We start from the raw sequence: 26954 nt of genomic DNA on the forward strand, positions 1-26954 counted from the left end.
GGTCCTCACTGCAGAAGCGCGAGAAGCGAGAGAGAGGATCGTGGAGATGAAGGCCGTCATCGTGTGCGCCTCCGTGTCGCACGGAAACACTCGTCGTGTCGCCGACGCCATGGCCCGGGTGCTGGGCGCGAAGGTCGTCTCCCCCGAGGAGGCCGATGGGGAGGAACTGGCCGGGGCGGACCTGGTCGGGTTCGGTTCGGGGGTCTTCTACGGCAGGCCGCACCGCAGCATGACCGACTTCGTCAAAGGCCTTCCGGACGGGCGGGGGCGGACGTTCGTGTTCGCCACCAGCGGCCTTCCGGAGCTGCCGCCGGCGCCGTTCACCCGCCCCCTGACCCGGCTCCTCGAAGCCAGGGGCTACCGCGTGCAGGCGAGCTTCACCTGCCGGGCCCACGACACCTGGGCGCCCTTCAAGCTCGTCGGCGGCATCAACAAGCGGCGCCCGGACGCCGAGGACCTGGCGGCGGCCCGGGCCTTCGCCGCGCGACTCCGGGAGGACTTCTAGGGGGTGGGGCCGGTGAGGCCGTGTGGGTCGACCTCAGGCGGCCGGGTGCGGTTCCCGCGGCCGCAGCCTGCGTACGAGCAGGCCCAGCAGCACGGCGTTGACCAGCCCGGACAGGGCCACCCCGAGGGAGAAGACCAACGGGCTCAGCCAGGCGGCCGAGGAGAGGAACTCGGCGGGCGACGACACCGCCAGCGCGACGAAGCCGAGCGGCGCCGTCGCCATCAGCGGGTAGATCCCGGCGAACCCGGGATCCGGCAGCACGAACACCGCGCACAGGAAGAACCCCAGCGCCGCCGCGACGACGGCGAGGTAGCCACGCGCCGGCCAGTTGTCCACCGCGGGCGCCAGCAAGGCCCGGACCCCCGGCCGGCGGACCCCGCGCGCGCCGCCCGGCAGGAAGGCCGCGGACCTCGTGGCCAGGGCGCCGAGCGCGGCGGCGTTCACCAGGGCGCACAGGAGGTGCCAGAGGGCGAACGTCGCCACCGCCGCCACATCGGCCACCCCGCCGATCCCGGCCCCGGGGCCGGCGGGGACGAAGACCGGGAGGAAGGACAGGGGCGCCGTCAGCAGCATGGAGCTTCCGGCGAAGGGGCTCTCCGGGTCGAGGAACGTGACCGCCAGGGACACGGCGAACACCGCCAGGTACGCCCGGGCGAGCCAGTTGCCCGCGGCCAGCGCGAGGAGTCGACGCGGGAGCGGTTCGCGGCGGGGGTGGGACGCAGTCGGCATCGGTCGCTTCCTCGGGTCGGTCCGTTGGTGATCACCACTGTGGACCGGGGGCCGCGCGACGGCGTGAGTACGGGTACTCAGCGGCGGGACCGCCTCGTGCTCACCCGCCGTCCAGGGCCGTCGCGAGCGCTGCCGTCATGGTCTTCACGTCCTCCGTGAAGGTCGGGCGTTCCGCTGCCCTGGCCGCCTCGGCGGCCACTGCCAGGGCGTCGCGCCAGGGGGTGGCCAGGGCGGGAAGCAGGTCCTCGGCGGCGTCGGCGGCGCGGCGGACGATGGAGTCGCAGACGAGATGCGTCTCCAGGGCCGTGCGCCAGGCCTCCGCCACGTGGCCCTCCTGGAGGAGGAGGTTCGCGAGGCTCGCCAGGGCGGCCGCCTTGGGGGCGAAGGTGGAGCCCATGCGGACGCGCACCGAGGCCGAGTACGACTCGTGGTCCGTCAATTCCACGCGCAGGGCGGCCACTTCGCGCGGGGAGATCGAGGCGTTCCCGTGGTCCCGGAGGATCGACTCGGCGGCGGTCAGGGATTGGGCCAGGGACGGAGGGAAGGGGAGGGCGGCCAGTTCCTCTTCCCGGGCCAGCGCCCCCGGTGCCAGTTGCTCCGCTCGGGCCAGGAGCGGTTCCGCCTGGCGGGCGCGGCCCGAGAGGCGCAGGTGGAGGCCCTCCCTGGCCAGGGCCTGGCCCAGGTTCCCCACGCCCGCTTCCGCCGCTTCCCGGACCACCTGGTTCACCGCACGTGCCGCGTCCCAGTTGCCCCGGGCCGCCTCCAGGCGGGAGGCGGTGTCGCCGGCCGCGTCCGCCATGTAGCCGGCCTCCTCGCGGCCGAGGCCGCCGCGCTGCCGGGTCAGGTCCTGGTAGCGGGCGAGGGACTGGCGGGCGCAGGCCAGGGCCTGGTCCACGTCCCCGACCTTCAGCTGGACGGTCGCCGCCAGCGCCAGGACCCGCGCGAAGTCCGGGAGCAGCGGGTGCGGTGACTCGTACGCGCCCGCCTGCACGTACGCGCCGATCGCCCGGTCCACGTCCGCGAGCGCCGCCATCGGGCGCCCCGCCTCGCCGTACGCCCGGGCCCGGCGTATCAGGGCGTCCGCCGCCAGGAGGGCCGCGTCGGGGAGACCGCTCCTTCCGTAGGCGTCCACGCAGGCGGTCAGGTCCGCCGTCGCCGCCTCGTGCCGGTCCAGGGCGAGGTGGGCGGTGGCCCGGGAGTAGAGCAGCGCGCCGCGCATCTGCCAGAGCTGCGGGTCGTCCGGTGCCGACCGGAACAGCTCGTCGAGGTGGCCGGCCGAGCGGTCGAAGGCGTCGAGCGCCGCCCGCGCCCGGCTCGGCAGCACCTGGTGCCCGACCCCCTCCTCGTACGCCTCCTGCGTCAGCTGCTTCAGGCGGTCGCGGTCCACGCCCGTCGGCCGTACCGCCGCACTCGCCGTCCCCGGCTGCGCCCCCGCGGGCCTTTTCTTCCGTCGCCCGAAGAACCCCATGCGAACCTCCCCCAGTCGTTGCCCGTCCCGTGCCCCTCGTCAGCATCATGGCCCGCTCCCCCCGCCCCCGACACCCCTGTGGACAACCGCCTGTGGAAAACCCGTGGCCGCCGCTCACGACGGCCGGATACGTTGCCCGCCATGACCAGTTCCCGCCCGCAGGCCCGGCCGACGACGACCCTCTGGCGCCCCACCGGGCCCGAGGAGCTCGCGCTCGTCCGTGAGCTCGGGTGGCGGGCCTGGCCGCCGCGCCTGCCCGAGCAGCCGATCTTCTACCCGGTGCTCAACGAGGACTACGCGATCCGCATCGCCCGCGACTGGAACGTGAAGCACAGCGGCGTCGGCTACGTCACCCGGTTCGAGGTCGACTCCGCCTTCCTCACCCGCTACCCCGTCCAGCAGGCCGGCGGCAGCACGATCCTGGAGCTGTGGGTGCCGGCCGGGGAGCTGGACGATTTCAACGCGCACATCGTCGGCCCGATCACGGTCACCCACACGTTCCGCCCCGCCGGCTGACGCGGACGAACCGACGCACGCGAACGAACCTTCGGCGTACAACCTTTCGGCTTCTCGTGGGTCCTATGGGACGAGAGAGAAAAGCCTGTCTCTTGCCCCTGTCTCGTGCCTGCCTCGTTTCCTGGAGGAACAGAACGTGCTCCTGGTCCGTCCGCACCGCCGTCACCTCGCGGCAGCCGTCAGCACCGTCCTCGCCGCGACCGTCGGCGTGGGCCTGCTGACCCTTCCCGCGCACGCCTCGCCCGTCGCGGCCGGAGCGGTCACCGCGGCCGCCGCGGACGCGGTGGAGACCGCCGTGCCGTTCCCCAAGAAGGCCGACCTGGTCGGCGCCGGGAACACCCACTTCCTCACGCTCACCCCGGAGACCGGTACGTACGGTGTCCGGTCGTACAAGGACGGCACCGGCCAGGGCTACACCGGCCTCACCCAGCTGCGGTCCACGCGGACCGACGACTACGTGATCCACGTCGGCCACTACTTCGTGGAACAGCGGAACGTAAACGCCAGCGGCCCGCTGCAGGTCCCCCTGGGCGTGACGAACACCGGCACCGTCGAATACGCGGGATCCGCCGGCGACGCCGTCTTCACGTCCGTCGAGACCGAGACGGGCACGGTGCTGCGGAAGCACACCGCCGCCGGCACCACCGTCGTGACCGGCTTCCCCGAGGACTCCGTCTGGATGAGCGTCGCCCCCGGGACCCCGGACCACGCCCTCGTCACCTTCAACGACGGCACCTCGGAGAAGTGGGGTCTGCTCGACCTCGCCACCGGCACCGTGGGCGAGATCCACGACCGTACGGCCGCGTCGGCCGACGGCGACGTCGCGGTCTCCGAGACCCACGTCGCCTGGACCGAGGGCGCCGGAACCGAGCGTCCGAAGGTCTTCGTCCTGAACCGCGCCACGGGCGAGGTGCGGGAGATCCCGGTCGCGGACGAGCGGTCGGACGAGCTCCAGGTCGGGCTGCTCGCCGGCTGGGTCGTGTACGGCGAGGCCGACGGTCTCACCACGGCCACCACGAACCCGCTGCACTCCGTCACCGCGTACAGCCTGACGGACCCCGCCGCGGCCCCGGTGAAGCTGCTCGACCACCTCACCTCCTCCGTCGCCGCCCCGGACGGGAGCCTCTACGTGCGCGGCGGTCTCGTCGGCCAGGGCGAGGGCATGTACCGGGTCGAGGACAAGGGCGGCGCGAAGCCGGAGGTCACCCTGGTGGCCACCACCGGCGAGCCCACCGAGGTCGCGATCGGCGCCGGCGGCCCGCCCGCCGTGGTCGACTTCGACAAGAACGGCGGGAAGGCGGTCTTCGGCTGGACCTTCTCCCGGACGTCCGTCGACATCAAGGTGACGCTGCGGCACGTCCGCACCGGCAAGAGCACCGTGCTGACCGAGACGCACCCCTACGACCCCCAGGTGTCGTTCACCTGGGACGGCACCTTCGGGTACGGCAGCGAGGCCGCCCCCAACGGCGCCTACACGTGGGCGGTCGAGGCCAAGCCGCTCAACGGCATCGGCCCCACCGCGACCGCCGAGGGAGCCTTCACGGTCACCCGCGCCACCCGGCCGCACGACTTCGGCGACAACGGCTCCCTCGACCTGCTGAGCCGTGACTCGGGGGGCCGCCTGTGGCGCCAGGACTCCTACTACAGCCCTTACGCCAACGACGGACAGCTCCTGGAGGCCGGCGCGGGCGCGCTCGTCGGCGCCGGCTGGCAGATCTACGACCGGATCGAGGCGGCCGGGAACCTCGCGGGTTCGGCGGTCGGCGACCTCGTCGCCCGTGACAAGGACGGCGTGCTCTGGCTGTACCAGGGCAACGGCACCGGTGGCTTCGCCACCCGGGTCCGGGTCGGCAGCGGCTGGCAGACCTACGACAAGCTCGCCGGCGGCTCCGACCTCACCGGCGACGGCCGGCCCGACCTCCTCGCCGCCGACAAGACCGGCGTCCTGTGGTTCTACAAGGCGACCGGCTCCGCCACCAGGCCCTTCGAGACTCGCAAGCGGATCGGCAGCGGCTGGCAGACCTACACCAAGCTCGCCGCCACCGGGAACATCGGCGGAGCCGCCGCCGGCGACCTCGTCGCCCGTGACAAGGACGGCGTCCTGTGGCTCTACCTGGGCAAGGGCGACGGCACCTTCACCGCCCGCAAGCGGATCGGCGGCGGGTGGAACGCGTACACCCACCTCGTCGGCGTCGGCGACGCCACCGGCGACGGCCGCCCCGACCTCGTCGGCCTCAGCCCCACCGGCAACTGGCTGTACAAGGGCACCGGCAGCTGGAGCGCACCGTTCAAGGGCCGCGAAGTCATGGGCCTGGACTTCCCGGTGAACGGCTCCCAGCTCGTCTTCTGACCGCCGGACCCGAAAGCCCGGGGACCCGGAAAAGCCCAGGGACCGGAAAGGGGCGTCCACGCGCGCGTGGACGCCCCTTCGGCCTTGCCTGGAACCGCCTCAGCTCTTGCCGACCGCCGCCAGGATCTCCGGCAGGCGGCGCACCATCCGGCCCGACATCAGGCGGAGGGCGCCCCACAGGAGCAGGGCGCCGTACGTGACGCCCAGGGGGAGCAGCAGCCACAGGAGGCCGTGGTGGTCGGAGACGCGCAGCCAGACGAGGAGGGCGATCAGCGGGGCGCACAGCAGGGGGCCGCCGAACATGCCGCCGAAGATCGCCGCGATCGCCATGCCGCCCTGGCCGGGCGCCACATTGCGGCGCGAGTCCTGGGGGATCCCGTACGGGTACCGCACCGAGGTGACCACGCCGAGCGCCAGCATCGCCCCGAGCAGGGCGAACGACATCCCGAAGACCTCGGGGAGCTGGGTCCAGCCGTCGGTGGCCGCGGCCGTCGCCATGGCCACGACGACCGTGAAGGGGACGGTGATCGCGGTCATCACGTACGCCCGGTCGCGCAGCTCCGCGTACGCGTCCTCCCGTGACGAGATCGTCTGCGCCACCATCCAGAACGCCGACGAGTCCTGCCCGAACTGGTTGAACATCTGCACGCCGAGCATCCCCGACGCGAAGCACGCCCAGTAGACCGAGCCGTTCTCCTGGAAGGCGTTGAACAGCGGGACGAGCGCGCCGACCGCCAGCGCCGACACCCAGGCCGCCTTCGTCTTCGGGTCGCGCCAGATGTAGCGGAAGCAACGTTCCATCACCGCGCCCGTACGGCCTTCGGGCAGCAGCCGCGCCAGCAGCCCCCGCCCCGCCGCCGGGTCCTTCACCGAGTCCGGGGCCGCGCCGATCGTCGAACCGTCCGGCTCGACCATCAGCCGCACCAGGCTCCGCCGCCACCACCACAGCAGCGCCGCCAGGGCCGCCGCGGCGAGCAGCAGCCGCGCCGCGGCGAGCGCGAGGTCGCCGTCGGCCGCGGCGCCGACCGCCGCCACCGCCGACGCCGGCGGCAGCCAGCCCACCACCGACGCCGCCGTGTCGAGCACCGACAGGTCCTCCGCGCGGCCCAGCGCCTGGGCGCCGAAGTTGACCGCCTGGATGCCGAGCGCGATCAGCAGACCGCTCAGCAGCGCCATGTCCCGGCCCTTGCGGGAGGTCAGCAGCCGTACGTTCGCCGTGGCGATCGCCCGCGACAGCGCCACGCACACGAGCAGCACCAGCGGCACGGCGAGCACCGCGGTCACCGTCGCCGCCGTCCCGTGCGCCACGGCCGCCACCGCCCCGACCGCGAGGCAGAGCGTGAACAGCGGGCCGGTGCCCACCAGCGAGGCCGCGAGGAGCGCCCGCACCAGGGGCTGCGGCCGCAGCGGCAGCATCACCAGACGCGACGGGTCGAGCGTCTCGTCCCCGCTCGGCAGGAACAGCGGCATCACCGCCCAGCCGAGCCCGAAGACCCCGGTCGTCAGCACCGCGACCGCCCCGGCGGGCTCGTGCCCCCGCAGCAGGAGGAAGCCCAGCACCATGAAGGCGGCGATCAGCAGCACCACCACCAGGGAGGCGACGAACGCGGCCGTGCGCCCGCTGGACTGCCGCAGCCCGTTCCGCAGCAGCGACAGCTTCAGCCGGACGAAGAGGGGGGTGAGCGACGGCTCGGAAGCGGGGGCGGACCCGGGTGCGGAAGCGCCGGCGGTGGCCGGGGCGCTCACGAGCGGTCTCCCCGGGCGCCGCCCAGCCAGTCCAGCGAGTCCCCCGCCGCCGCCCGGTCGTGGGCGCCCACCAGCTCCAGGAACGCCTCCTGGAGGGTCGCGGCCGAGCCCTTCACCTCCGCCAGCGGCCCCTGCGCCCGGATCCGGCCCCCGGCCATCACCGCGACCCAGTCGCACAGCGACTCCACCAGCTCCATGACGTGGCTGGAGAAGACCACGGTCGCGCCGGAGGAGGTGTACCGCTCCAGGACGCCGCGGATGGTCTGCGCCGACACCGGGTCGACGCCCTCGAAGGGCTCGTCGAGGAAGAGCACGTCCGGGTTGTGCAGCAGGGCCGCCGCGAGCCCGATCTTCTTCCGCATGCCGGTCGAGTAGTCGACGACCAGCTTGTGCTGCGAACCCGCCAGGTCCAGGACGTCCAGGAGCTGGGTGGCCCGCTTGTCCACCTCCGCACCGGGCAGCCCCCGCAGCCGCCCGCTGTACGCGAGGAGTTCACGGCCCGAGAGCCGCTCGAAGAGCCGCAGCCCCTCCGGCAGGATCCCGATCCTGGCCTTCACCTGCGCCACCGACTCGGCGTCCCGCCACACGTCGTGGCCGGCCACCCGGATGCGGCCGGCGTCCGGCCGCAGCAGGCCGGTGATCATGGAGAGGGTGGTGGTCTTGCCGGCGCCGTTGGGCCCGACGAGACCGATGAACTTCCCCGCGGGCAGCACCAGATCGATCCCGTTCACCGCGATCTGCTGCCCGAACCGCTTCCACACCCCCTCCACCTGCACCGCGGGCGCCGCGCCGGAGTTCTCCGGTGCGGCGCCCGTCGGTTCGAACGTCCCGTCAAATGCCTGGTCGGGCATGGTCCGTCAACCCTTCGGTTGTCCCCTGCGACGCCTGTTCGCGTCGTTCCGGCCACCCTAAGGGGCCGTCCGGGGGCAACCCCAGGTCACTGACGGCGTGACCGCGCCTCCGCCGCCTCGCGCCCGCACGCGTACGCCAGCGCGCTGATCAGCTCCTCCGCGTCCGGCAGCCAGCGGTTGGCGGGTGTGGGGCGGCGCGCCCACAGCACCGCGCCCCGGCCGCCGATCCGGGTGGGCGGCGCCGCGACGTAATGCCCCTCCCCGCGCGTGGCGAGGTCGAGCGCGGACGGGGCCCAGCCGAGCTTGCGGATCAGGTCGGGCACCTTGGCGGCGGCGCCCGGCAGCACGAAGAAGAACATCCGGCGGTCCGGCGTGCAGGTCACGGGGCCCAGCGTCAGCTCCATCCGCTCCATGCGGGCGAGCGCGAGGAAACCGGCCGCCTCGGGGACCTCGATCGCGTCGAAGGTGCGGCCGGTGGGGAGGAGGATCGACGACTTCGGCTGCTTCGACCACATGCGCCGGGCGCCCACCCCGCTCCCGGTCGCCAGCGTCGCCCAGTCGGGCCTCACGGCGTGTCCGCCGGGCAGGGGGCAGTCGGCGGTGCCGCAGGAGCAGCGCTCCCGGCCGTCGACGGCTTCCAGCCAGGTCCCCGGGAACACGTCCCAGTGCCGCTCCTCCGCATACCGCACGGCGCTGTCGAGCAGCTGCTCGCCTCGCTGCTTGGGGATCTGTGCGGCTTCCGTCGTGACTCCGATGGTCTCATCCACGTCGAAGACAACTGCCCCCGTCACCTGGGGTTACGGGCGCGGCGGCGCCGGGAGTGAGGCATCGATCCTGCATGCGGGGCGCATGGGTGCACGCGCGGGGGCGCGCGGGGGACCGGGGAGCGGGGGAGGGGTACGGAAGAGGACGGGGCGGACACGGCACGGGGCGGGGCGGGGTGCCGCGGACCGCCCGTCGGCGTGTCCGGTTTCGCGTGTTCACATCGGCATTGACCGGATATCCGCCGGGCAGTGATCCCTTCGTGTCCGTACCCGTCCCGTCTGGGGGTTCCACTCATGGCAGCCAGGCCACTCGTGCCGCGACAGCCCAACGAACGGCTCCAGGCGCTCATCCAGGAGGCCGCGTGCTCCAACGCCGGTCTCGCCCGCAGGGTCAACATGGTCGGCGCGGAGCGCGGTCTCGACCTGCGGTACGACAAGACCTCGGTGGCGCGCTGGCTGCGCGGGCAGCAGCCGCGCGGCCGGGCGCCCGGCATCATCGCGGAGGCCATCGGCCGCAAGCTCGGGCGGACGGTGACGATCGACGAGGTGGGGATGGCCAACGGCCGGAACCTCGCGGCGGGCGTCGGCCTCCAGTTCGCGCCGACCGTGCTCGGCGCGATCGAGCAGGTCTGCGAGCTCTACCGCAGCGACGTGGGCCGCCGGGACTTCCTGACCGGGTCCACGGTCGCCGCCTCCGCGCTCGTGGAGCCCAGCCGCGACTGGCTGATCAGCGGCGTCGACCCGCAGGTGGCGCGGGCGGCCGGGGCCCGGGTGGGGCGCGCGGACGTGGCGGCGGTACGGGAGATGACGGCGGCGCTCGTCGACCTCGACCGGCGCTTCGGCAGCGGTCACGTCCGGCCGGTGGTGGTCCACTACCTCGACAGCGTGGTCTCCGGGATGCTGTCCGGCTCCTACCGGGAGGAGGTGGGGCGGGAGTTGTTCGGCGCGGTGGCCCGACTGACCGAGCTGGCCGGGTACATGGCGGTGGACACGGGCGAGCCGGGCCTGGCGCAGCGGTACTACATCCAGGCGCTGCGGCTCGCGCAGGCGGCCGGGGACCGCGGGTACGGCGGCTACGTGCTGGCCGCGTCGATGAGCCACCTGGCGGCGGAGCTCGGGAACCCGCGGGAGATCGCCCAGTTGGCGCGCGCCGCGCAGGAGGGGACCCGGGGCGGGGTGCCGCCGAGGGCCCAGGCGATGTTCCTGGCGGCGGAGGCGCGCGGGCACGCGCTGATGGGCGACGACCGGGCCTTCGAGTCGGCGGCGGGACGTGCCGTACGCGCGCTGGAGGCGGCCGATCCGGAGTCGGGCGACGACCCGGCCTGGATCGCCCACTTCGACCAGGCCTATCTGGCGGACGAACTGGCGCACTGCTACCGGGACCTGGGGCGCGCGGACGCGGCGGTGCGGGCGGCGCAGGAGTCGCTGGCCGGGCATCCGGAGACGCGGGCGCGGCGGCGGGCGATCGGGCTCGCGCTGCTCGCGCACGCGCGCGTGGAGCAGAGGGAGATCGAGGAGGCGTGCCGCACGGGCACGCGCGCGCTCGAACTCCTCGGCACGCTGCGGTCGTCGCGCGGGGCGGAGTACGTGGAGGAGCTGAGGGAGCGCCTGGAGCCGTACGCGGGCGAGGCGGTGGTCCGGGAGTTCGAGGCGCGCCTGGAGGTGCACGCGGTGTGAGCGGACGGATCGCGGGTCGGTTCCGTTCCACGGGGAGGGTGTTACCGGGCTCACACGTGTGTGCGGAGCGAGGGACGCACCCGGTAGCGTGAGCCGACGATTCCGTAGGTCGGTCCATCAGTAGGAGTCCCGGTGACGCAGAACGGACAGGGTCCGGAGCAGGGGGGCGCGCAGGCGTGGGGTGGTGCCTGGGGCCCCGCGGGCGGTCCGCCCCAGCCCGGCGGGCAGCCGCTGCCCCCCGCGCAGCCGCTGCCGCCCGAGGCGCCGGCCGCCGGTGATCTCCAGGCCACGCAGTACATCGCGCCGATCCCGGCGCAGCCGCAGGGCGCGCCGATGCCTCCGGCGGGTCCTCCGGCGGGGTACGGCTATCCGCCGCCGGTCGCCGCGCACGGCGCGGCCGACCTGCAGGCGACCCAGCACATCGCGCCCGTGCCCGGGGGCGTGCCGCCGGTGGGCCCGCCCGCCGGGTACGGCTATCCGCCGCCGGCCGCCGCTCCGGTCGCGGACCTGCAGGCGACGCAGCACATCGCTCCGGTGGGCGGTGCCGGGGGCGGCGCGCAGACGCAGTTCCTGGGGACCGGGCCGCTGCCGCAGCCGCCCGCGGGGGCGCAGACGGGTGCCTCGGACGCGACGCAGTACATAGCCCCCCTGCCGGGGAGCGGCGGTCCGGTGCCCGGTGGTCCGGTGCCGGGCGGTCCCGGGCCGTCGCAGCCGCCCGCCGAGTTCGACTCCCTCTTCCGGGACTCGGCGCCGGCGCAGCCCGCGCCCCCGGCGTACCAGCAGCCCGCCCCGGCTCCGTACCAGCAGCAGCCCCAGCACCACCAGCCGCCGCAGCAGCAGTACGGCTACCAGGGCGGCGGCGGTTACCAGGCGCCCGGCGGGCAGCAGGACGAGTACTACTACGACGACGAGCCCGCGCCGCGCCGGAAGTCGCCGGTCGCGCTGATCGCGGCCGTCGTGGTGGGCTGCGCGGTCGTCGGTCTCGGCGTGGGCGCCCTGCTGAGCGGCGGCGACGACGAGAAGGAGCCGACGGCCGGGACGAGCGTCGCGCCGAGCTCGGCGCCCTCGGCGGCGGGCGACGGCGCCTCCGCGGCGCCGGAGAAGAAGGATGACCCGGCCGAGCCGCAGGCGAAGGAGCTGGACAAGCTCCTCGCGACCAGCAACGACAGCCGGGACGCGGTGATCAGCTCGGTCGAGGCGATCAAGCAGTGCAAGAACCTCGACAAGGCGGCCGCCGACCTCAGGGGCGCGGCCGAGCAGCGGCGGGGTCTGGTGACCAAGCTGCAGACCCTGAGCGTCGACAAGCTTCCGGACAACGGGGCGCTGAAGGCGGCCCTCACGCGCGCGTGGCAGGCGTCGGCCGCGGCCGACGACCACTACGCGGGCTGGGCGGACCAGATGAAGGCCAAGAACGCCTGCAAGGGCGGCCAGGCCAAGTCGACCAACCGGTACAAGGCGGCCAACGCGAAGAGCGGCGAGGCGACCGAGGCGAAGAAGGAGGCGGCCGGGCTGTGGAACCCGACCGCCGGGAAGTACGGACTGGAGAAGCGGTCCGCCACCCAGCTGTAGGGGCGGCGGACCGGGGGCGGGCCGGGGCGGACGGGTCGGTCAGCCCCGGTTGGTGAGGGTGGGCCCGACGTCGACGAAGCCGGGCTTCTGGGCGACGAGCCGGCCCTTCCTGACCACCTGGAACGTCACCGCGTGGTTGACGATCCTGGGGAAGTCGGGAGCGCCGAGCAGGTCCTCGTACATCCAGCGCAGCGGCGGGGTGAGGCCGCCGGTCTCCACGCGGGCGCCGTGGTCGAGGGCCTCCGTGATCCGCGCGCTGGTGATCGTGTCGGCGTCGAGGGACTCGACGACCTGCTTGAGGACGGTGTACGCGATCCAGGTGGTCTGCACGCCGGTGTCGGTCGGGTCGACCCGGTTGTCGGCGAAGGCGTGCTCGTTGACGACCTTGCGCATCGACTCCCAGCTCTTGTCGTCCGCCTCCGGGTACCAGCCGGTGACGTAGGCGCCCTCGAAGGGGCTGCGGGCGCCGCCGGTGCGGTCGATGACGGGCTGGCCGACGCTGCCGAGGACGGACGAGATCCGGATCGGGTCCCGGCCCTCGTCCGAGCCGGAGTCCGAGCCGGAGCCGGAGTCCGAGCCGGAGCCGTCGGCCTCGGCGCCGCCGGCGGACTCCGGGAGCCGCCGGAAGGAGTCGAAGAAGGTCTGGGTCCGCTCGCCGAGGACGGCGGCGACGCAGCCGTCCTCCGTGCCGGCCTTGTTCCGGGCGCGGGCGGCCTGGGTGGTGTACTCGGTGGCGTCCTCGACGGCCGGGATGTCGGTGGCGCCGCGTTTGCTGGCCTTCTTCAGGCCGGCGTCGAGCAGCTTGGGCAGCCGGTCGCCGGCGAGGGTGTCGGGGCGGACCAGGGAGACCGTGCCGCAGTCCGCGGCGAGCTGCATGCCGTGGCCGGCGAGGAGGGCGGCGAGGCCGCCGTTGACGGGGTACGAGAGGGGGCTGGTGAATTCGTCCTCGGTGATGCCGTAGCCCCCGATGTAGGGGATGCCGGCGGCTTCGAGGGGGGCCATGAAGGCGCGGCCGTTCTGGCTGTACGAGCCCACGACGGCGACGGCGTTCTCGCGGACGGCGCGGCGGGCGCAGGCGGCCGCGCCGGTCGGGGTGTTCTGTTCGTTGCAGGTGAGGACGCGCAGTTCGTGGCCGTCGATGCCGCCCTGGGAGTTCACCCAGCGGGCGAACGTCTGGGCCATGGCGGGCATTCCGGGCATGTTGGTCGCGCGGGTCTGGTCGGGGGCCCAGGTCATCACCGTGACGGGCTCCCTGGAGCCCCCCGTGGCACCAGGGAGCACGCCACACCCGGTGAGGAGCGACGCGCCGGCCGCCGCGGCGGTGACGGACGCGAGGAGAGTGGACAGTCGCCTACCGGTCATGAGCACGCACAATTCCGCCTCATGGGTAACGCGGGAGTGTGCGCTGTTCAACGAAGGGTGACCTGGAGGTGAATTACGAGGGTCGGAGGGTCTAAGAGGAGGGTGTGAGTCCGGTTGTCGGTGGGCGACCGTACGATCGGACGATGTCCAGTACCGCGTCCAGTGCCGCCCCCAGTACCGCCCCCGGTTCGGTGAACTCTTCCCGTCGCGGCCGTCGCTCCTCCACCATGGGCGGCATGCCGCTCAACGACATGCCGTGGTGGCGCTGGCGCACGAATGTGCGATCGGCGCTGCACATGCTCTCCGATCCCGTGTTCCACCGATCCGTCTGGCTCGCCGGCCAGGAGGGGTACGGGGACGTGACCGACGCCGTCTACCGGCTCGTCGAGGACACCTGGCTCGACAGCTGGTCCGCCGAGAAGTACGTCGGCGCGATCTTCCGCGACTCGGGGGAGGCGCAGCTCGTGGACGTCGCCGTCCTGCGGGTGCTGCGGATCCTTCACCAGGTCGGCCCCGACGCGCCCGTCTCCGCGTACCTGGAGCACCCGGGCTGGCCCGAGGCGGTCCGCGCGGCGCGCGAGGCGCACGTGCGCCTCGCCACGGCCGACGGGGACGAGCCGGACGTGCCGCCGCGCTCGCTCGACGTGCTGAGGATCCTCACGCGCGCGTGAGGCCCGCCGGGCGGGGTGTTCCGGAGGGCGGACGGGGTACGGGCCGGGACGTGCGGTGTGGCACGCTGTCCGGATGACCGACCAGTACGTCCTCACCATCTCGTGCCCGGACAAGCAGGGCATCGTGCACGCCGTGTCGAGCTACCTCTTCATCACCGGATGCAACATCGAGGACAGTCAGCAGTTCGGAGACCGTGACACCGGTCTCTTCTTCATGCGGGTCCACTTCTCGGCGGAGGCGCCGGTGACGGTGGAGAAGCTGCGGGCGAGCTTCGCGGCGGTGGGCGACTCCTTCCAGATGGACTGGCAGATCCACCGCGCCGACGAGCGCATGCGGGTCGTGCTGATGGTGTCGAAGTTCGGCCACTGCCTGAACGACCTCCTCTTCCGGTCGTCCATCGGCGCGCTGCCCGTCGAGATCGTCGCGGTCGTCTCCAACCACACGGACTTCGCGGAGCTCGTCGCCTCGTACGACATCCCCTTCCGGCACATCCCCGTGACGAAGGAGACGAAGGCGGAGGCGGAGGCGGAGCTGCTCGCGCTCGTCGAGGCGGAGAGCGTCGAGCTGGTCGTGCTCGCGCGGTACATGCAGGTGCTGTCGGACGAGCTGTGCAAGCGGCTGTCCGGGCGGATCATCAACATCCACCACTCCTTCCTGCCGAGCTTCAAGGGAGCGAAGCCCTACCACCAGGCGCATGCGCGCGGGGTGAAGCTGATCGGGGCGACGGCGCACTACGTCACGGCGGACCTCGACGAGGGGCCGATCATCGAGCAGGAGGTCGAGCGGGTCGGCCACGAGGTGACGCCGGACCAGCTCGTCGCGATCGGGCGCGACGTGGAGTGCCAGGCGCTGGCGCGGGCCGTCAAGTGGCACGCCGAGCGCCGCATCCTCCCCAACGGCCGCCGCACCGTCGTCTTCACCTGACCCCACCGGGACACACCCCCGCCGGTGCGGCGGGGGTACCGCCTTACAAGTGGCTCAAGGAGGCGGCGGCCGCCAGGACGTCCTGGATGGCCTCGCGGTCGCCGGTCTGGCCGGCGGCGGCTTCTTCGGGGGTGATGTGGCCGGCCACCAGGCGGCAGAACTCGACCCCGTCCAGGGCGACCTGCGCGACCGCGTGGTCCGGGGAGCCGAGCGCCGCCGGGGAGTCCAGGGCGATGTACCAGTGGCCACCGCCCGCGCCCTCCACCTCCAGATGGAGCGAGCGGCCCGGCGCGCCCGCCGTGACGAGGCCGTGGGCCGGTGCCGCCCGGCCCGATCGGCGGCGGTGGGCGACGGCGGCCGGCAGCAGGCGGGCCGCCAGGTCGATCATGCCGTGGAGGTGCGGGCCGCTCGGCGGGTCGTACGGGTAGGCCACCGCGTTCGCGATGTCGTCCGCGTGGAGCCAGCACTCGAAGGCCCGTTCCAGCAGGGCGTCCTTCAGGGGGAGGGCGAAGTCGCCGTAGGTGACGGTCAGGTCCGCGACCTCGCGGCCCGCGAAGGAGACCGTGCGGATCAGGGTGTGGCTCTGGTCCCGCCAGGGGGCCCGGAGGGAGCGGTTCGGCGGGCGGTCGAGGGACTCCCAGAAGGCCTCCGTCCGCTCGGTGGGCGTGAGGTCAGGGGAGACGTCGGGGCCCAGGGGGTCCGTGAGGCCCAGCGCGCCCGACACCAGGCCGTCCACCGCCAGGAGGTGGCCGATCACGCCCGCGACCGTCGACTTCCGCCGGGCCGGGCGGTCGTCCTCGTGCCACTTGAGCCGGACCGGCGCGTGCCACTCGGACTCGCCGATGTCCCGCAGCAGCGCGTCGAGCCGGGCGGTCTCCGCGTCGTACGGCGTCGCCCACGCCGGCACCGGGATGCGGGCCGGGCGGCGGCCGAGGCAGTTCTCCAAGACCCGGGAGCGCAGCAGCGGGTCGAGGTCGAGGTCCCGGTCCTCGTGGAGCAGCGTCACCGCGTCGCGCAGGCGCAGCGCCTCGTCCGCGCACGGGGCGCAGGCGGTCAGGTGGTCCTCCACCGCCCTGGTCTCCGCCGCCGAGCACGCCGACAGCGCCCACGCCCCGAGGAGGGACTTGAGCACGGTGTGGGAGAGGGCAGGGGGCGGCTCCGCGAGGTCGGCGTGGTCGTCGGCCGACTCTCTCGGGGCCGGTATCCACGGGGCGCGTGCGAGGTCGTCGCCCTCGCCGTTCGCCGCCGTCACAGCGCACGCCCGTAGCCGCCCGGCGGTCCGTCCGGCGGGCGGGTGTTGGCCGAGGAGAGGAGCTGGAGGCCGAGCCGGAGCCGGCGTCTGGCCTCCTCGTGGCTGATCGACAGGTCGGCGGCGGTCTGGCGGTAGTCCCGCCGCTGGAAGTACGCCAGTTCGAGCGCCTTGCGGAGCGGGGCCGGCATGGAGGTGACGATGTAGTCGGCGCGGGCGGCGACGGAGGCCCGGCGCACCTTGGCCTCCAGCTCCTCCGCCGAGCCGATGCCGGTCTCCGCGTACGCCGTCGCCTCGGTCTGCCGCAGCCGGTGCACGGCCGTCCGCTGGGCCACCCCGGCCACCCAGGAGCGCAGATTGCCCTGCCGGGGGTCGTACGCCTCCGGGTTCTCCCAGATGTAGCCGAAGACCTCGCGGGTGACCTGGTCGGCCGCCTGGTCGTCGTCGAGGACGCGGTGGGCGAGGCTGTGCACGAGGGAGGCGTAGCGGTCGTACAGCTCGCCGAGCGCGGCGGCCTCGCCGCGTGCGAGCCGCTGCTGCATCCTGCGGTCCCAGCGCGGTGGTGTGTCCGTCGCCATCCGAGCCCTCCGCCTTCCGCTTCCCTGTGCCGTGGCGCCTTGCCGTCGTGCGTGCCGTCGTGGCGTCGTACCGTCGTGCCGCTGTCGGTTCCTGTCCCGTCCTGTCCGGTCCTCCACCCCAAACTAGTGCGAGGCGCCGACGACGCACGCCCGTTTGCCGCAAGTGCGGCCTTCACGAGGGAGCGGATGGTAAGGAAAGCGTCATACCGGGCACGGGGGGTTTCGGCGGGGCCCCGCGGGGCAGGCGCCCGTCCGTGACGACGATCGAGGCCGACGAGGACGAGCGCGCCGGATGGACGGTGCTGCGCCTGCGCGGTGAGCTGGACCTGCTGACCTCGCCACGGGTACGGCGGCGGGTCCACGACGCCGTGGCCGCCGGCCGCCACGATCTCGTCGTCGACCTCTCCGGGGTGAGGTTCTGCGACTCCAGCGGGATCGGCGTGCTCGTCGCCGCCCGCCGGCTGCTGCGCTCCTGCGGCGGGCGGCTGCGGATCGTCCTCCCCGAGGCGGGGGAGGGGCACGGGCACGTGACCCGGGTGTTCGCCGCGCTCGGGGTCACCCGGCTCTTCGAGGTGTACGGGGACGTGCCCGCGGCCCTCGCGGGCGAGCCCGTCGCCCCGCCGCCCGTCGTCCCGTCGGCCGCCGCGCCTACTCCGCTGCCTTCGGCGTTTCCTCCGCCGCCGGTGACCCCGCTGCCCCGAACCGCTCCCTGAGCCGGTACTTCAGCACCTTCCGCAGGGTCTCGTTGCGCGGCAGGGCGTCCACCACCTCCAGCTGTTCCGGCAGCTTGTGGACGGAGAGCCCGGCCGTGCGCAGGAAGGCCGTCAGCCCCTCCAGGGTGAGCGGCGCGGCGCCCTCGGGCTGCTCGACGACGGCGCAGACGCGTTCGCCGCGTTCGGGGTCCGGGAGGCCGATGACGGCGGCGTCGCCGACGGCCGGGTGCTCGTGGAGCAGGTCCTCGATCTCCTTGGCCGAGATGTTCTCGCCTTTGCGGATGATGATGTCCTTCACGCGTCCGGTGAGGACGAGGTGCCCGCTCGGCGTCAGGTGCCCGACGTCGCCGGTGATGAGGAAGCCGTCCTCGTCGAAGGCGGCGGCGGTCTGCGCCGGGTCGAGATAGCCGCGGCAGACGGCCTCGCCCCGGAGCCGTATCCCGCCGTCGTCGGTGACGCGGATCTCCATGGCGGCGGGCGGCCGGCCCTCGGTCGTGGCGAGGTTCTCGTCGGTGTCCTCGGGGTCGCCCATGGTGATCATGGGGACCTCGGTCATGCCGTAGCCGTGGGTGAGCCGGCACCCCAGCTCCTTGCGCACCGCGTGGTACACCTCCGGCGGCTTGGGCGCGCCGCCGCCCGCGAGCAGCCGGAGGGTGGGGATGACGGGCTCGCCGGGGTTCTTGCGCTGCTCGGCGAGGAACATCGAGTAGAAGGCGGTGGAGCCGCCGGCGACGGTGACCCCGTGCCTGCGGTACTCGGCCAGCGACGCGGGCAGCGCGAACTGTTCGAGCATCACGGCGGGGAAGCCGTACAGCAGCAGCATCACCGTGTAGTCGGGCCCGGCGATGTGCGCGTACGGGAAGGCCATCGAGCCGACGTCGGCGGCGGTCAGGCGCAGCGCGTGGGCGAGGCAGGCGCCGCCCGCGAGGAGCGAACGGTCCGTGTGCAGCACGCCCTTGGGGTCCGAGGTGGTGCCGGACGTCCAGTAGATCCAGCGGACGTCGGTGCCGGAGGCGGGCGGCGGGGGGAGGACGGCGGGGTCGCCGTCGGGCAGGTCCTCGGGGTCGTACGCCCGGAAGACCCCGCGCGCGCCGAGCCGGCCGGCCATCTCCGCGTGGTCGAAGCCGCGCCAGACGCCGGGCACGGCGAAGTACTCGGCCCGGGACTCGCGCAGCGCGAAGCCGACCTCCTTGTCCCGGTAGAAGGGGATGACGGGGGTCTGTACGGCTCCGAGCCGGGCGAGCGCGAACGACAGGACCGCCGTCTCGATGCGGGTCGGCAGCTGCCAGGCGACGACGGTGCCGGGCCGGACGCCCAGGGCGTACAGCCCGGCGGCGCAGCGCTCGGCGCGCTCGCGCAGCCCGCCGAAGGTGAGGACGCGGTCCTCCTGGAGCAGGACGGGCCGGTCGGGAGTGAGCGCGGCGCGGCGCTCGACGAGCTCCCAGAGCGTCCGGGAGGCGCCCAGGGCGTGCGCGGTCCCGGTCCCGGTACCGGGCTCGGAATTGGTCTCGGTCCTGGTCACGCTCTCGGTCACGGCGACCCCCTAGCCGACCTTATCTGATTGTCCGTCAGGTGATGGGGAGAGCGTAGGGGGTGGCCCCCCGTCGGTCCAGAGGCGCGGAAGGAGCCCCGGGTCCGGCCGGGGCGGCCCGGCCGGGCGTCCGGCCGGGGGGCCGCGGAGCGATGGCGGCGGCGCGGGCCCTGGCCGCGGCCCCCGGGGCCCCGGTGAGCAGCGCGGTGGAGGCGATCAGCGTGCCGAAGCGGAGCTGTGCGGGGTTGGGGCCGGGGAGCTTCCTGGAGGTGCGGACGTGCCTCATGGGGTGGTTCCGTTCCGGTGGGGGCGAGAGGGCGCGGCCAGGAGTCTTCCCGTCCCGCCCAGGGCTTTCCAGGGGCGGATGGTGCAGACAATCCGGCGGCCGGTCCGCCGGGGCCGATCCGCGGCCGGCCCGGCGGTCGATCCGGCGCGTCCGCCCCCGTGCCGCCCCCCGTGCCCGCCGGGCGGGTACTACCCATGCCCACCCGTAGGCGTTAGCTTGAGGGGGTCAGGATCTGACGATCCATCAGATTTGAGGAGGGGTCATGACCGAACTGCCCCGCATCATCAGCGTCGACGACCACGTGATCGAGCCCGCCCACCTCTTCGACACCTGGCTGCCCGCGAAGTACCGGGACCGGGGGCCCAAGGCGCTCACCGCCGGGATCGGCGAGCTCGCGTACGTCGGGGGGAAGTACCAGATCACGATGGACCCGGCCGGGCCGCCCACCGACTGGTGGATCTACGAGGACCTGAAGTTCCCGTACAAGCGGAACATCGCGGCCGTCGGCTTCGACCGGGACGACATGACCCTGGAGGGGATCACCCGGGAGGAGATGCGGCGCGGCTGCTGGGACCCGAAGGCGCGGCTCGCGGACATGGACCTCAACCACGTCGAGGCGTCCCTCTGCTTCCCGACCTTCCCGCGCTTCTGCGGGCAGACCTTCGCCGAGGCGCACGACAAGGAGGTCGCCCTGGCGTGCGTGCGCGCGTACAACGACTGGATGGTCGAGGAGTGGTGCGGGGACAGCGGCGGCCGGCTGATCCCGCTCTGCATCATCCCGCTCTGGGACATCGACCTCGCCGTCGCCGAGATCCGGCGGAACGCCGCCCGGGGGGTGAAGGCCGTGACCTTCTCCGAGATCCCCACCCACCTGGGGCTGCCGTCGATCCACTCCGGCTACTGGGATCCGTTCTTCGCCGTCTGCCAGGAGACCGGGACGGTCGTGAACATGCATATTGGATCCAGTAGCCAGATGCCGGCGGCGTCCCCCGACGCCCCGCCCGCCGTCCAGGCCAGCCTCAGCTTCAACAACGCGATGGCCTCGATGATGGACTTCCTCTTCAGCGGGGTCCTCGTCAAGTACCCGCGCCTCAAGCTCGCCTACAGCGAGGGCCAGATGGGGTGGATCCCGTACGCCCTCGAACGCGCCGACGACGTGTGGGAGGAGCACCGCGCCTGGGGCGGCGTCCGCGACCTGATCCCCGAGCCGCCGTCCACGTACTACTACCGGCAGATCTTCTGCTGCTTCTTCCGCGACAAGCACGGCATCGCCTCGCTCGACGTGGTGGGGCGGGACAACGCCACCTTCGAGACCGACTACCCGCACGTCGACTCGACCTTCCCGCACACCAAGGAGGTCGCCCTCGACCACGTCCGGGGCCTCGACGACGAGACCGTCTACAAGCTGATGCGGGGCAACGCCATCCGCATGCTCGACCTCGGAATCGTGTGATGGACCTCGCGTACAGCGAGGCGGAGGAGGAGTTCCGGGCCGGGCTGCGGGAGTGGCTGCGCTCCGCGCTGCCCCTGCTCCCGCCCCGGCCCGACCCGCTCGACTGGCCGGGCCGGAGGGCGTACGACTGCGGCTGGCAGCGGCGCCTGTACGACGCCGGGTACGGGCACGTGCACTGGGACGCCTCGCCCACCCAGCGGCTGATCTTCCTGGAGGAGACCGAGCGGGCCGGCGCGCCCTACGTGGGCGCCAACTTCGTCGGCCTCCTCCACGCCGGACCCACCATCGCCGCCGAGGGCACGCCCGGACAGCGCGAGCGGTGGCTGGAGCCGGTGCTGCGCGGCGACGAGGTCTGGTGCCAGGGCTTCAGCGAGCCCGACGCCGGCTCCGACCTGGCGTCCCTGCGGACCAGGGCCGTGCGCGACGGGGACGCGTACGTCGTCACCGGGCAGAAGATCTGGACCTCGCACGCCGAGGTCGCCGACTGGTGCGAACTCCTCGTGCGGACGGACCCGGAGGGCCCCCGGCACCGGGGGATCAGCTGGCTCGCGCTGCCCATGGACGCGCCGGGCGTCACGGTCCGCCCGCTGCGGACCCTCGCCGGGTCCACCGAGTTCGCCGAGCTCTTCCTCGACGAGGTGCGGGTGCCGGTCGCGAACCGCGTCGGCGAGGAGAACGACGGCTGGCGGGTCACCATGGTCACCCTCTCCTTCGAGCGCGGCACCGCCTTCGTCGGCGAGGTCGTCGCCTGCCGCCGCCTCCTCGGCGAACTCGCCCGCACCGCGCGGGAGAACGGCCGCTGGGACGACCCCGCCCTGCGGCGGCGGCTCGGGCGGCTCGCGGCCGGATTCCAGGCGCTGTGGCGGCTCACCCAGCGGAACGTCAGCGAGGCGCAGGCCACCGGCGGCGTCCCCGGCGTCGGCGGCTCCGTCTTCAAGCTGCACTACTCGCACGCCCGTCAGGAGCTGTACGACACCGCCGCCGAGGTCCTGGGCCCGGACGCGCTCGACCTCGGCCGGGAGTGGAACCTCGACCGGCTCTCCTCCCTCTCGTACACGATCGCCGCCGGCACCAGCCAGATCCAGCGCAACATCGTCGCCGAGCGGATCCTCGGCCTGCCGAAGGGACGGTGAGCCGGGCGTGGACTTCCGTCTGGACCAGGACCAGCGGGACCTCGTACGCGGGGTACGGGAACTGCTCGCGGGCCGCTTCGGGCGCGAGGCGCTGCGGGCGGCCGTGGACGGGGGCGGGGGCGGAGACGGGGAGGGGGACGGGCGGCTCGACCGGGGGCTGTGGAAGGAGCTCGGCGAGGCCGGGCTCTTCGCGCTGCGGCTGCCGGAGGAGCGGGGCGGGGTGGGGCTCGGACTGCCGGAGGCGGTGCTCGTCTTCGAGGAGGCGGGGCGGGCGCTGCTGCCGGGACCGCTGGTCGCCACGCACGTGGCGGCGGGGTCGGTGCCGGGCGCCGCCGAGGGGGCGGTGGTGGTCACGGAGGTCTCGCCGGAAGGGCTGGTTCCCTGGCTGGAGGCCGCCGACGTGGTGCTCGGCGCCGCCGAGGGCGCCGTACCCGTCCGGTCGGTGGATCCGCTGACGCCGCTTCACCGGGTCCCCGGCACCGGGGAGTGGGCGTCGGAGACCGTCCTCCTCACCGCCGCCGAGCAGGTCGGCACCGCCGCCTGGTGCACCGACGCCGCCGTCGCGTACGCCACGCGGCGGGAGCAGTTCGGGCAGGTCATCGGGGGGTTCCAGGCGGTGAAGCACCTCTGCGCGGGGATGCTCGTGCGGACCGAGCTGGCGCGGGCGGCCGTGCACGGCGCCGCCGTCACCGCCGACCCGGTGGAGATCGCCGGGGCGAAGCTGCTCGCCGACGAGGCGGCGGTCGCCAACGCGCGGGACTGCCTCCAGGTGCACGGCGGGATGGGGTTCACCTGGGAGGCGGACGTCCATCTGCACCTGAAACGGGCGTGGGTGCGGGCCGCGCTGGTGCTGCCGGGGGACCGGGCCGCGGAGGAGGTGGCCGCCGCGCTCTGAAGGCCCGAACTGGTGACGGAGCGTGTTCGAATCCCGGTCGCCGTGGGCGGAATGTCGATATCGGGTTGTGTCCTTCGGAGGGTCGTCACGGGCCGGAGTCGGGGTCCCGCTCCGGTACTCTCCGTGGGATGCGAGTGCTTGTGAGCCCGGGTCGCGCCCCGCGTTCGACTCCCCGCCGCGTGCGTCGCACAGTATGGACCATGCGTACTCCTTCGCGCTGGAATATGCCCGAAGCGCTTGTTGCGGTGACTGTACGTCAACCATGCTGTCTCACAAGGGAATCACGTTCCGTAAAGGTGTGTTCGCCGGTTCGGATGGTGTGAACGGTGCAGGTGCTTCAGGTTCAGTTGGAGGTCGGGCCGGACCCGGCCGAGGTGGGGCGTGCGCGCCGGTGGGCCAGGAAACGGCTGGCCGGCTCCGGGATAGGGGACGACGAGCCGCTGGCGGAGACGCTGGTGCTGCTCATCTCCGAGCTCGTCACCAACGCGGTGGTGCACACGGGCTGCCCCGCCGTACTGCGGATGCTCTTCGCGGCCGAGGGCGGGGTGCGGGTCGAGGTCGCCGACAGCAGCGACCGGCCGCCCCGGCCCCGGCACGCCGCGGGCGAGGACACCAACGGGCGCGGCCTCGAACTGGTGGACGGCCTCGCCGACCGGTGGGGCTGGCAGCCCGAGGGGCGCGGGAAGAGCATCTGGTGCGAGGTCGACCGGACGCCCGCGGTGACGCTCCCCGGTGAGGGTGTCGGTTCACCCGGACAGGTGCGCTGTTGACGGTTCGTTCCGTTTTGCCCACCCTAGGGTGAGCGATTCGTGGCGAGGGGAGCCGAGGGCCGTGCGCCCTCGGCATGTGCGGGTCGTGGTCGGGTGGCGGCGGTCCGTGCCGTGCTCGGGGCGCGCGCGAGCGCGCCGCCACCCGTGAGCCCCGGCCCTCTGTGAGCCCTGGCCGCCTTGCGTCCTGACCGTCCGAAGTCGTTCAGAAGATCGCGACCGGGGCCACCGGTGTGCCCGTGCCGCCGACGAAGGGTTCCGGCATCGCGGAGAGCAGGAAGGCGTAGCGGCCTTCTTGTGCACAGGCTGTGGACAACTCCTCCAGGTTCCAGTTCTGGCCCTGGAGCATGCCCATCTCGACCAGGTCGAGCGCGTGCACGCCCAGCCACAGGTCCTCGATCTCCGGCGGGAAGATCTCGAAGGTGAGCGTGTCGTTGGCGACGGCCGCGACGTCCCGGGCGTGGAACCACTCCGGCGTACGGATCGAGAGCCCGGGCGACGGGAAGGCGTACGCGTGCCGGTCCCCGGCCAGGTACAGCCCCAGCTGCCCGGTCCGTACGAGGACGATGTCGCCGGCCCGTACCGTCACCCGCCCGAACTCCGCCGCCTCGTCCAGGTCTTCCGGGGTCACCGCGTGGTCGCCGGGCAGCCGGTCCACGCCCTTCGCCGCCGCCACGTCGAGCAGCACCCCGCGGCCGACCACGTGCCGGGCCGTGTGGATGCCGCTGAAGGCGGCGCGGCCGTGCGGGGTGACGGTCCCGGCGGGGCGGCCGTTGTAGATCCGGCCCGAGTGCGAGGCGTGCGTGAGGGCGTCCCAGTGGGTGCCGGCCTGCAGCCCGAGGGTCACGGCGTCGTCGCTGGTGGCGACCGTGCCGGGGCCGAAGAGTTCCTGGTTGACCTGGACCATCACGTGGAGCGGATTGACCCGGCCGGGGATCATCCCGGTCTGCACGCCGTCCTGCTTGAGGTCGACGGCGAGGGGGACGCGGCGGCCGGTGCGGACGGTGGCGGCGGCCTCGCGGACCACCTCGTCGGAGATCAGGTTCAGCGTGCCGATCTCGTCGTCCTGGCCCCAACGGCCCCAGTTGTTCACGCGCTTGGCGATCTCGTGGAAAGCGGCGGGGAGGGACATCGGGGCCTCCGGGGTCTTGTTTTCCGGTATCTGACGACCCATAGAATCTAACGGACCGTCAGAAACTGCGGGAAGGGGCCGGAGATGGGGAACTTCTTGGCGGGCAAGGTCGTCGCCGTGACCGGAGCGGGACGCGGCATCGGCCGCGCGGTCGCCCTCGCGTGCGCCGCCGAGGGGGCGAAGGTCGTCGTCAACGACTACGGCGTCTCCATCGAGGGCGGCGAACCGGCCTCCGAGATCGCGGCGGAGGCGGTGAAGGAGATCGAGGCGGCCGGCGGCACGGCCGTCGCCGTCGCCGACGACATCTCGACGATGGCGGGCGGACAGCGGGTCGTGGACGCGGCCCTCGCCGCGTACGGGCGGATCGACGGGGTCGTGTGCGTGGCGGGCATCCTGCGCGAGCGGATGCTCTTCAACATGACCGAGGAGGAGTGGGACCCGGTGGTCGCCACCCACCTCAAGGGCACCTTCACCGTCTTCCGGGCGGCCTCCGCGGTCATGCGGCAGCAGGGGGCCGGGACGCTCATCGGCTTCACCAGCGGCAACCACCAGGGGTCCGTGGCGCAGGCCAACTACTCGGCGGCGAAGGGTGGGATCATCTCGCTGGTGCGCAGCGCCGCGCTCGGGCTCCACAAGTACGGGGTGACCGCGAACGCGGTCGCGCCGGTGGCGCGGACCCGGATGTCGGCGAACGTGCCGATGGAGCTGAAGGAGATCGGCGAGCCCGAGGACGTCGCCGCCCTCGTCGTCTACCTGCTCAGCGACCGTGCCCGCGCCGAGGCGATCACCGGGCAGGTCTACACGATCGCCGGGCCCAAGATCGCGGTCTGGGCGCAGCCGAGGGAGCTGCGGGCCGGATACGCGGAGGGCGGCGCGTGGACGCCGGAGCGGATCGCGGACTTCCTGCCGGGGACGGTGGGGACGGACCCGATGCCGATGCTGGCACGCCTTGAGGAGATGGCCCGCGCGGCCGCGGCGGGCGACCGCCCGAACCAGTAGTCCAGGCGCCGAGGAGAGGGAGGGGTCGTCGTGCGGGGTGTGGTGTTCGACGGGAAGAACGTCGAGGTCGTCGCGGATCTGGAGGTGCGGGACCCCGGTCCCGGCGAGGTGCTGGTGGGGATCAGGGCCGCCGGGCTCTGTCACAGCGATCTGTCGGTGATCGACGGGACCATTCCGTTCCCGCCGCCCGTCGTCCTCGGACACGAGGGCGCCGGCGTCGTCGAGGCCGTCGGCGACGGGGTCACGCACGTCCGGCCGGGGGACCACGTCGCACTGTCGACGCTCGCGAACTGCGGGGCCTGCGCCGACTGCGACGCCGGGCGGCCGACCATGTGCCGGAAGGCCATCGGGATGCCCGGGCAGCCGTTCTCACGGCAGGGGAAGCCGCTCTTCCAGTTCGCCTCGAACTCCTCCTTCGCGGAGCGGACCGTCGTCCGGGCCGTGCAGGCCGTGAAGATCCCGGACGACGTGCCCTTCGCCTCCGCAGCCCTCCTCGGCTGCGGCGTCCTCACCGGCGTCGGGGCCGTACTGAACCGCGCGAAGGTGGCCCGCGGGGACACCGTCGTCGTCATCGGCACCGGCGGGATCGGGCTCAACGTCATCCAGGGCGCGCGGATCGCGGGCGCGCTCACGATCGTCGCCGTCGACACGAACCCGGAGAAGGAGGCCGTGGCCCGGCGGTTCGGGGCGACGCACTTCCTGCCCTCCGCCGACGGGGTGCGGGACGTGCTGCCGACCGGCGCCGACCACGTCTTCGAGTGCGTCGGGCACACCGGTCTCGTGCGCACCGCGATCGACCTCCTCGACCGGCACGGGCAGGCCGTCCTGCTCGGGATGACCGCGCCGAAGGCGGAGGCGAGCTTCCCGCCGGCCGCGATGTTCCTCGACAAGTCGATCCTCGGCTGCCGCTACGGCTCCTCACGGCCGCAGAAGGACATCCCGCTCTACGCCCGGCTGTACCGCACCGGCGAGCTCCTCCTCGACGAACTGGTCACCGCCTCGTACCCGGTGGAGGAGTTCGGGCGGGCCCGGGAGGACGCGGAGGCGGGGAAGGTGGCCCGGGGCGTGCTCCTCTTCTAGGACCC

Annotated in this window: 25 protein-coding genes; 14 read left to right on the top strand and 11 right to left on the bottom strand. The window is 73.5% G+C overall.

The genetic code is table 11. From position 1 onward, the window contains the following. The first annotated feature begins 46 nt into the window (after positions 1–46). On the top strand, positions 47–505 hold the full coding sequence (locus tag ABZ621_RS05225; RefSeq protein WP_360600888.1) for a flavodoxin family protein: 459 nt from the start codon (positions 47–49) through the stop codon (positions 503–505). Between the two features lie 33 nt (positions 506–538). Here ABZ621_RS05225 and ABZ621_RS05230 read toward each other — a convergent pair whose 3' ends face one another. Beyond that, entirely contained in the window at positions 539–1234 is a 696-nt protein-coding gene (locus tag ABZ621_RS05230) for a hypothetical protein (protein WP_360600890.1), read from the bottom strand. 100 nt (positions 1235–1334) lie between these two features. Further along, positions 1335–2621: a hypothetical protein gene (locus ABZ621_RS05235; RefSeq protein WP_360600892.1), complete on the bottom strand. Its 1287-nt coding sequence runs from the start codon at positions 2619–2621 to the stop codon at positions 1335–1337. Positions 2622–2843: 222 nt separating this feature from the next. Here ABZ621_RS05235 and ABZ621_RS05240 point away from each other — a divergent pair, with 222 nt between their 5' ends. Together ABZ621_RS05240 and ABZ621_RS05245 are read left to right on the top strand one after the other, a co-directional pair. After that, positions 2844–3218, top strand: a complete 375-nt coding sequence (locus ABZ621_RS05240) for a hypothetical protein (RefSeq protein ID WP_360600894.1) — start codon at positions 2844–2846, stop codon at positions 3216–3218. A 136-nt stretch (positions 3219–3354) separates the two neighbouring features. Beyond that, entirely contained in the window at positions 3355–5568 is a 2214-nt protein-coding gene (locus ABZ621_RS05245; protein ID WP_360600896.1) for a VCBS repeat-containing protein, read from the top strand. 99 nt (positions 5569–5667) lie between these two features. On the opposite strand, the gene ABZ621_RS05250 is transcribed toward ABZ621_RS05245, so the two are convergent. The 3 genes from ABZ621_RS05250 to ABZ621_RS05260 form a co-directional block, all read right to left on the bottom strand. Continuing rightward, positions 5668–7314 (bottom strand): transporter, encoded by a 1647-nt coding sequence (locus ABZ621_RS05250; protein WP_360600898.1) that lies wholly within the window; start codon positions 7312–7314, stop codon positions 5668–5670. Further along, positions 7311–8165 carry an ABC transporter ATP-binding protein gene (locus tag ABZ621_RS05255; RefSeq protein WP_360600900.1) on the bottom strand — a complete coding sequence of 285 codons (855 nt, stop codon included), beginning with the start codon at positions 8163–8165 and terminating at the stop codon, positions 7311–7313. Before ABZ621_RS05255 ends, ABZ621_RS05250 begins: the two co-directional genes overlap by 4 nt. An 86-nt stretch (positions 8166–8251) precedes the next feature. Next, positions 8252–8932, bottom strand: coding sequence for a bifunctional DNA primase/polymerase (locus tag ABZ621_RS05260; RefSeq protein ID WP_360600902.1), 681 nt, complete (start codon positions 8930–8932; stop codon positions 8252–8254). A gap of 291 nt (positions 8933–9223) precedes the next feature. Between ABZ621_RS05260 and ABZ621_RS05265 the strand changes: the two genes are divergently transcribed. Next, positions 9224–10606: a transcriptional regulator gene (locus tag ABZ621_RS05265; protein WP_360600904.1), complete on the top strand. Its 1383-nt coding sequence runs from the start codon at positions 9224–9226 to the stop codon at positions 10604–10606. 132 nt (positions 10607–10738) lie between these two features. Beyond that, positions 10739–12175 (top strand): hypothetical protein, encoded by a 1437-nt coding sequence (locus tag ABZ621_RS05270; protein WP_360600906.1) that lies wholly within the window; start codon positions 10739–10741, stop codon positions 12173–12175. 39 nt (positions 12176–12214) lie between these two features. On the opposite strand, the gene ABZ621_RS05275 is transcribed toward ABZ621_RS05270, so the two are convergent. Continuing rightward, entirely contained in the window at positions 12215–13537 is a 1323-nt protein-coding gene (locus tag ABZ621_RS05275; RefSeq protein WP_360600908.1) for an ABC transporter substrate-binding protein, read from the bottom strand. A gap of 143 nt (positions 13538–13680) precedes the next feature. Between ABZ621_RS05275 and ABZ621_RS05280 the strand changes: the two genes are divergently transcribed. Together ABZ621_RS05280 and purU are read left to right on the top strand one after the other, a co-directional pair. Further along, the gene (locus tag ABZ621_RS05280; RefSeq protein WP_360600910.1) at positions 13681–14208 is read left to right on the top strand and encodes a hypothetical protein; all 528 of its coding nucleotides are present in this window, start codon (positions 13681–13683) and stop codon (positions 14206–14208) included. A gap of 73 nt (positions 14209–14281) precedes the next feature. Next, entirely contained in the window at positions 14282–15133 is an 852-nt protein-coding gene (purU, locus tag ABZ621_RS05285) for a formyltetrahydrofolate deformylase (protein ID WP_360600912.1), read from the top strand. A gap of 43 nt (positions 15134–15176) precedes the next feature. Here the strand turns inward: purU and ABZ621_RS05290 are convergent, their stop codons facing one another. Further along, on the bottom strand, positions 15177–16385 hold the full coding sequence (locus tag ABZ621_RS05290; protein ID WP_360600914.1) for a maleylpyruvate isomerase N-terminal domain-containing protein: 1209 nt from the start codon (positions 16383–16385) through the stop codon (positions 15177–15179). Beyond that, positions 16382–16960 carry a sigma-70 family RNA polymerase sigma factor gene (locus ABZ621_RS05295; RefSeq protein ID WP_360600916.1) on the bottom strand — a complete coding sequence of 193 codons (579 nt, stop codon included), beginning with the start codon at positions 16958–16960 and terminating at the stop codon, positions 16382–16384. Before ABZ621_RS05295 ends, ABZ621_RS05290 begins: the two co-directional genes overlap by 4 nt. A gap of 254 nt (positions 16961–17214) precedes the next feature. Here ABZ621_RS05295 and ABZ621_RS05300 point away from each other — a divergent pair, with 254 nt between their 5' ends. Beyond that, on the top strand, positions 17215–17673 hold the full coding sequence (locus ABZ621_RS05300; RefSeq protein WP_360600918.1) for an STAS domain-containing protein: 459 nt from the start codon (positions 17215–17217) through the stop codon (positions 17671–17673). On the opposite strand, the gene ABZ621_RS05305 is transcribed toward ABZ621_RS05300, so the two are convergent. Together ABZ621_RS05305 and ABZ621_RS05310 are read right to left on the bottom strand one after the other, a co-directional pair. Continuing rightward, a complete protein-coding gene (locus ABZ621_RS05305; protein WP_360600920.1) occupies positions 17609–19207 on the bottom strand; it encodes an AMP-binding protein in 1599 nt (532 codons plus the stop codon). The two genes, ABZ621_RS05300 and ABZ621_RS05305, sit on opposite strands and share 65 nt — an antisense overlap. 34 nt (positions 19208–19241) lie before the next feature. Then, entirely contained in the window at positions 19242–19490 is a 249-nt protein-coding gene (locus ABZ621_RS05310) for a hypothetical protein (RefSeq protein WP_360600922.1), read from the bottom strand. 262 nt (positions 19491–19752) lie between these two features. Between ABZ621_RS05310 and ABZ621_RS05315 the strand changes: the two genes are divergently transcribed. From ABZ621_RS05315 to ABZ621_RS05330, 4 genes are all read left to right on the top strand, one after another. Further along, positions 19753–20943, top strand: a complete 1191-nt coding sequence (locus tag ABZ621_RS05315; protein ID WP_360600924.1) for an amidohydrolase family protein — start codon at positions 19753–19755, stop codon at positions 20941–20943. After that, a complete protein-coding gene (locus ABZ621_RS05320) occupies positions 20943–22076 on the top strand; it encodes an acyl-CoA dehydrogenase family protein (RefSeq protein ID WP_360600926.1) in 1134 nt (377 codons plus the stop codon). The genes ABZ621_RS05315 and ABZ621_RS05320 overlap by 1 nt, the downstream gene beginning before the upstream one ends. A 7-nt stretch (positions 22077–22083) precedes the next feature. After that, a complete protein-coding gene (locus ABZ621_RS05325; protein WP_360600928.1) occupies positions 22084–22971 on the top strand; it encodes an acyl-CoA dehydrogenase family protein in 888 nt (295 codons plus the stop codon). A gap of 326 nt (positions 22972–23297) precedes the next feature. After that, positions 23298–23741: an ATP-binding protein gene (locus tag ABZ621_RS05330; protein ID WP_360600930.1), complete on the top strand. Its 444-nt coding sequence runs from the start codon at positions 23298–23300 to the stop codon at positions 23739–23741. A gap of 202 nt (positions 23742–23943) precedes the next feature. Here the strand turns inward: ABZ621_RS05330 and ABZ621_RS05335 are convergent, their stop codons facing one another. Then, entirely contained in the window at positions 23944–24870 is a 927-nt protein-coding gene (locus tag ABZ621_RS05335) for a cyclase family protein (protein WP_360600932.1), read from the bottom strand. 84 nt (positions 24871–24954) lie between these two features. Between ABZ621_RS05335 and ABZ621_RS05340 the strand changes: the two genes are divergently transcribed. Beyond that, complete coding sequence (locus ABZ621_RS05340) at positions 24955–25869, top strand: SDR family oxidoreductase (RefSeq protein WP_360600934.1); 915 nt, start codon at positions 24955–24957, stop codon at positions 25867–25869. A 30-nt stretch (positions 25870–25899) separates the two neighbouring features. Next, complete coding sequence (locus ABZ621_RS05345; RefSeq protein WP_360600936.1) at positions 25900–26949, top strand: Zn-dependent alcohol dehydrogenase; 1050 nt, start codon at positions 25900–25902, stop codon at positions 26947–26949. Positions 26950–26954: the final 5 nt, after the last annotated feature.

The sequence above is a fragment of the Streptomyces sp. NPDC007863 genome (assembly GCF_040633895.1).
Lineage (GTDB): Bacteria > Actinomycetota > Actinomycetes > Streptomycetales > Streptomycetaceae > Streptomyces.

What these genes read in the sequence shown, in the direction of transcription:
- ABZ621_RS05225 (WP_360600888.1), top strand. Translation starts at nt 47, where the DNA reads ATGAAGGCCGTCATCGTGTGCGCCTCCGTGTCGCACGGAAACACTCGT.
- ABZ621_RS05230 (WP_360600890.1), bottom strand. Translation starts at nt 1,234, where the DNA reads ATGCCGACTGCGTCCCACCCCCGCCGCGAACCGCTCCCGCGTCGACTC.
- ABZ621_RS05240 (WP_360600894.1), top strand. Translation starts at nt 2,844, where the DNA reads ATGACCAGTTCCCGCCCGCAGGCCCGGCCGACGACGACCCTCTGGCGC.
- ABZ621_RS05255 (WP_360600900.1), bottom strand. Translation starts at nt 8,165, where the DNA reads ATGCCCGACCAGGCATTTGACGGGACGTTCGAACCGACGGGCGCCGCA.
- ABZ621_RS05265 (WP_360600904.1), top strand. Translation starts at nt 9,224, where the DNA reads ATGGCAGCCAGGCCACTCGTGCCGCGACAGCCCAACGAACGGCTCCAG.
- ABZ621_RS05275 (WP_360600908.1), bottom strand. Translation starts at nt 13,537, where the DNA reads ATGACCGGTAGGCGACTGTCCACTCTCCTCGCGTCCGTCACCGCCGCG.
- ABZ621_RS05280 (WP_360600910.1), top strand. Translation starts at nt 13,681, where the DNA reads ATGTCCAGTACCGCGTCCAGTGCCGCCCCCAGTACCGCCCCCGGTTCG.
- purU (WP_360600912.1), top strand. Translation starts at nt 14,282, where the DNA reads ATGACCGACCAGTACGTCCTCACCATCTCGTGCCCGGACAAGCAGGGC.
- ABZ621_RS05295 (WP_360600916.1), bottom strand. Translation starts at nt 16,960, where the DNA reads ATGGCGACGGACACACCACCGCGCTGGGACCGCAGGATGCAGCAGCGG.
- ABZ621_RS05310 (WP_360600922.1), bottom strand. Translation starts at nt 19,490, where the DNA reads ATGAGGCACGTCCGCACCTCCAGGAAGCTCCCCGGCCCCAACCCCGCA.
- ABZ621_RS05315 (WP_360600924.1), top strand. Translation starts at nt 19,753, where the DNA reads ATGACCGAACTGCCCCGCATCATCAGCGTCGACGACCACGTGATCGAG.
- ABZ621_RS05320 (WP_360600926.1), top strand. Translation starts at nt 20,943, where the DNA reads ATGGACCTCGCGTACAGCGAGGCGGAGGAGGAGTTCCGGGCCGGGCTG.
- ABZ621_RS05335 (WP_360600932.1), bottom strand. Translation starts at nt 24,870, where the DNA reads ATGTCCCTCCCCGCCGCTTTCCACGAGATCGCCAAGCGCGTGAACAAC.
- ABZ621_RS05340 (WP_360600934.1), top strand. Translation starts at nt 24,955, where the DNA reads ATGGGGAACTTCTTGGCGGGCAAGGTCGTCGCCGTGACCGGAGCGGGA.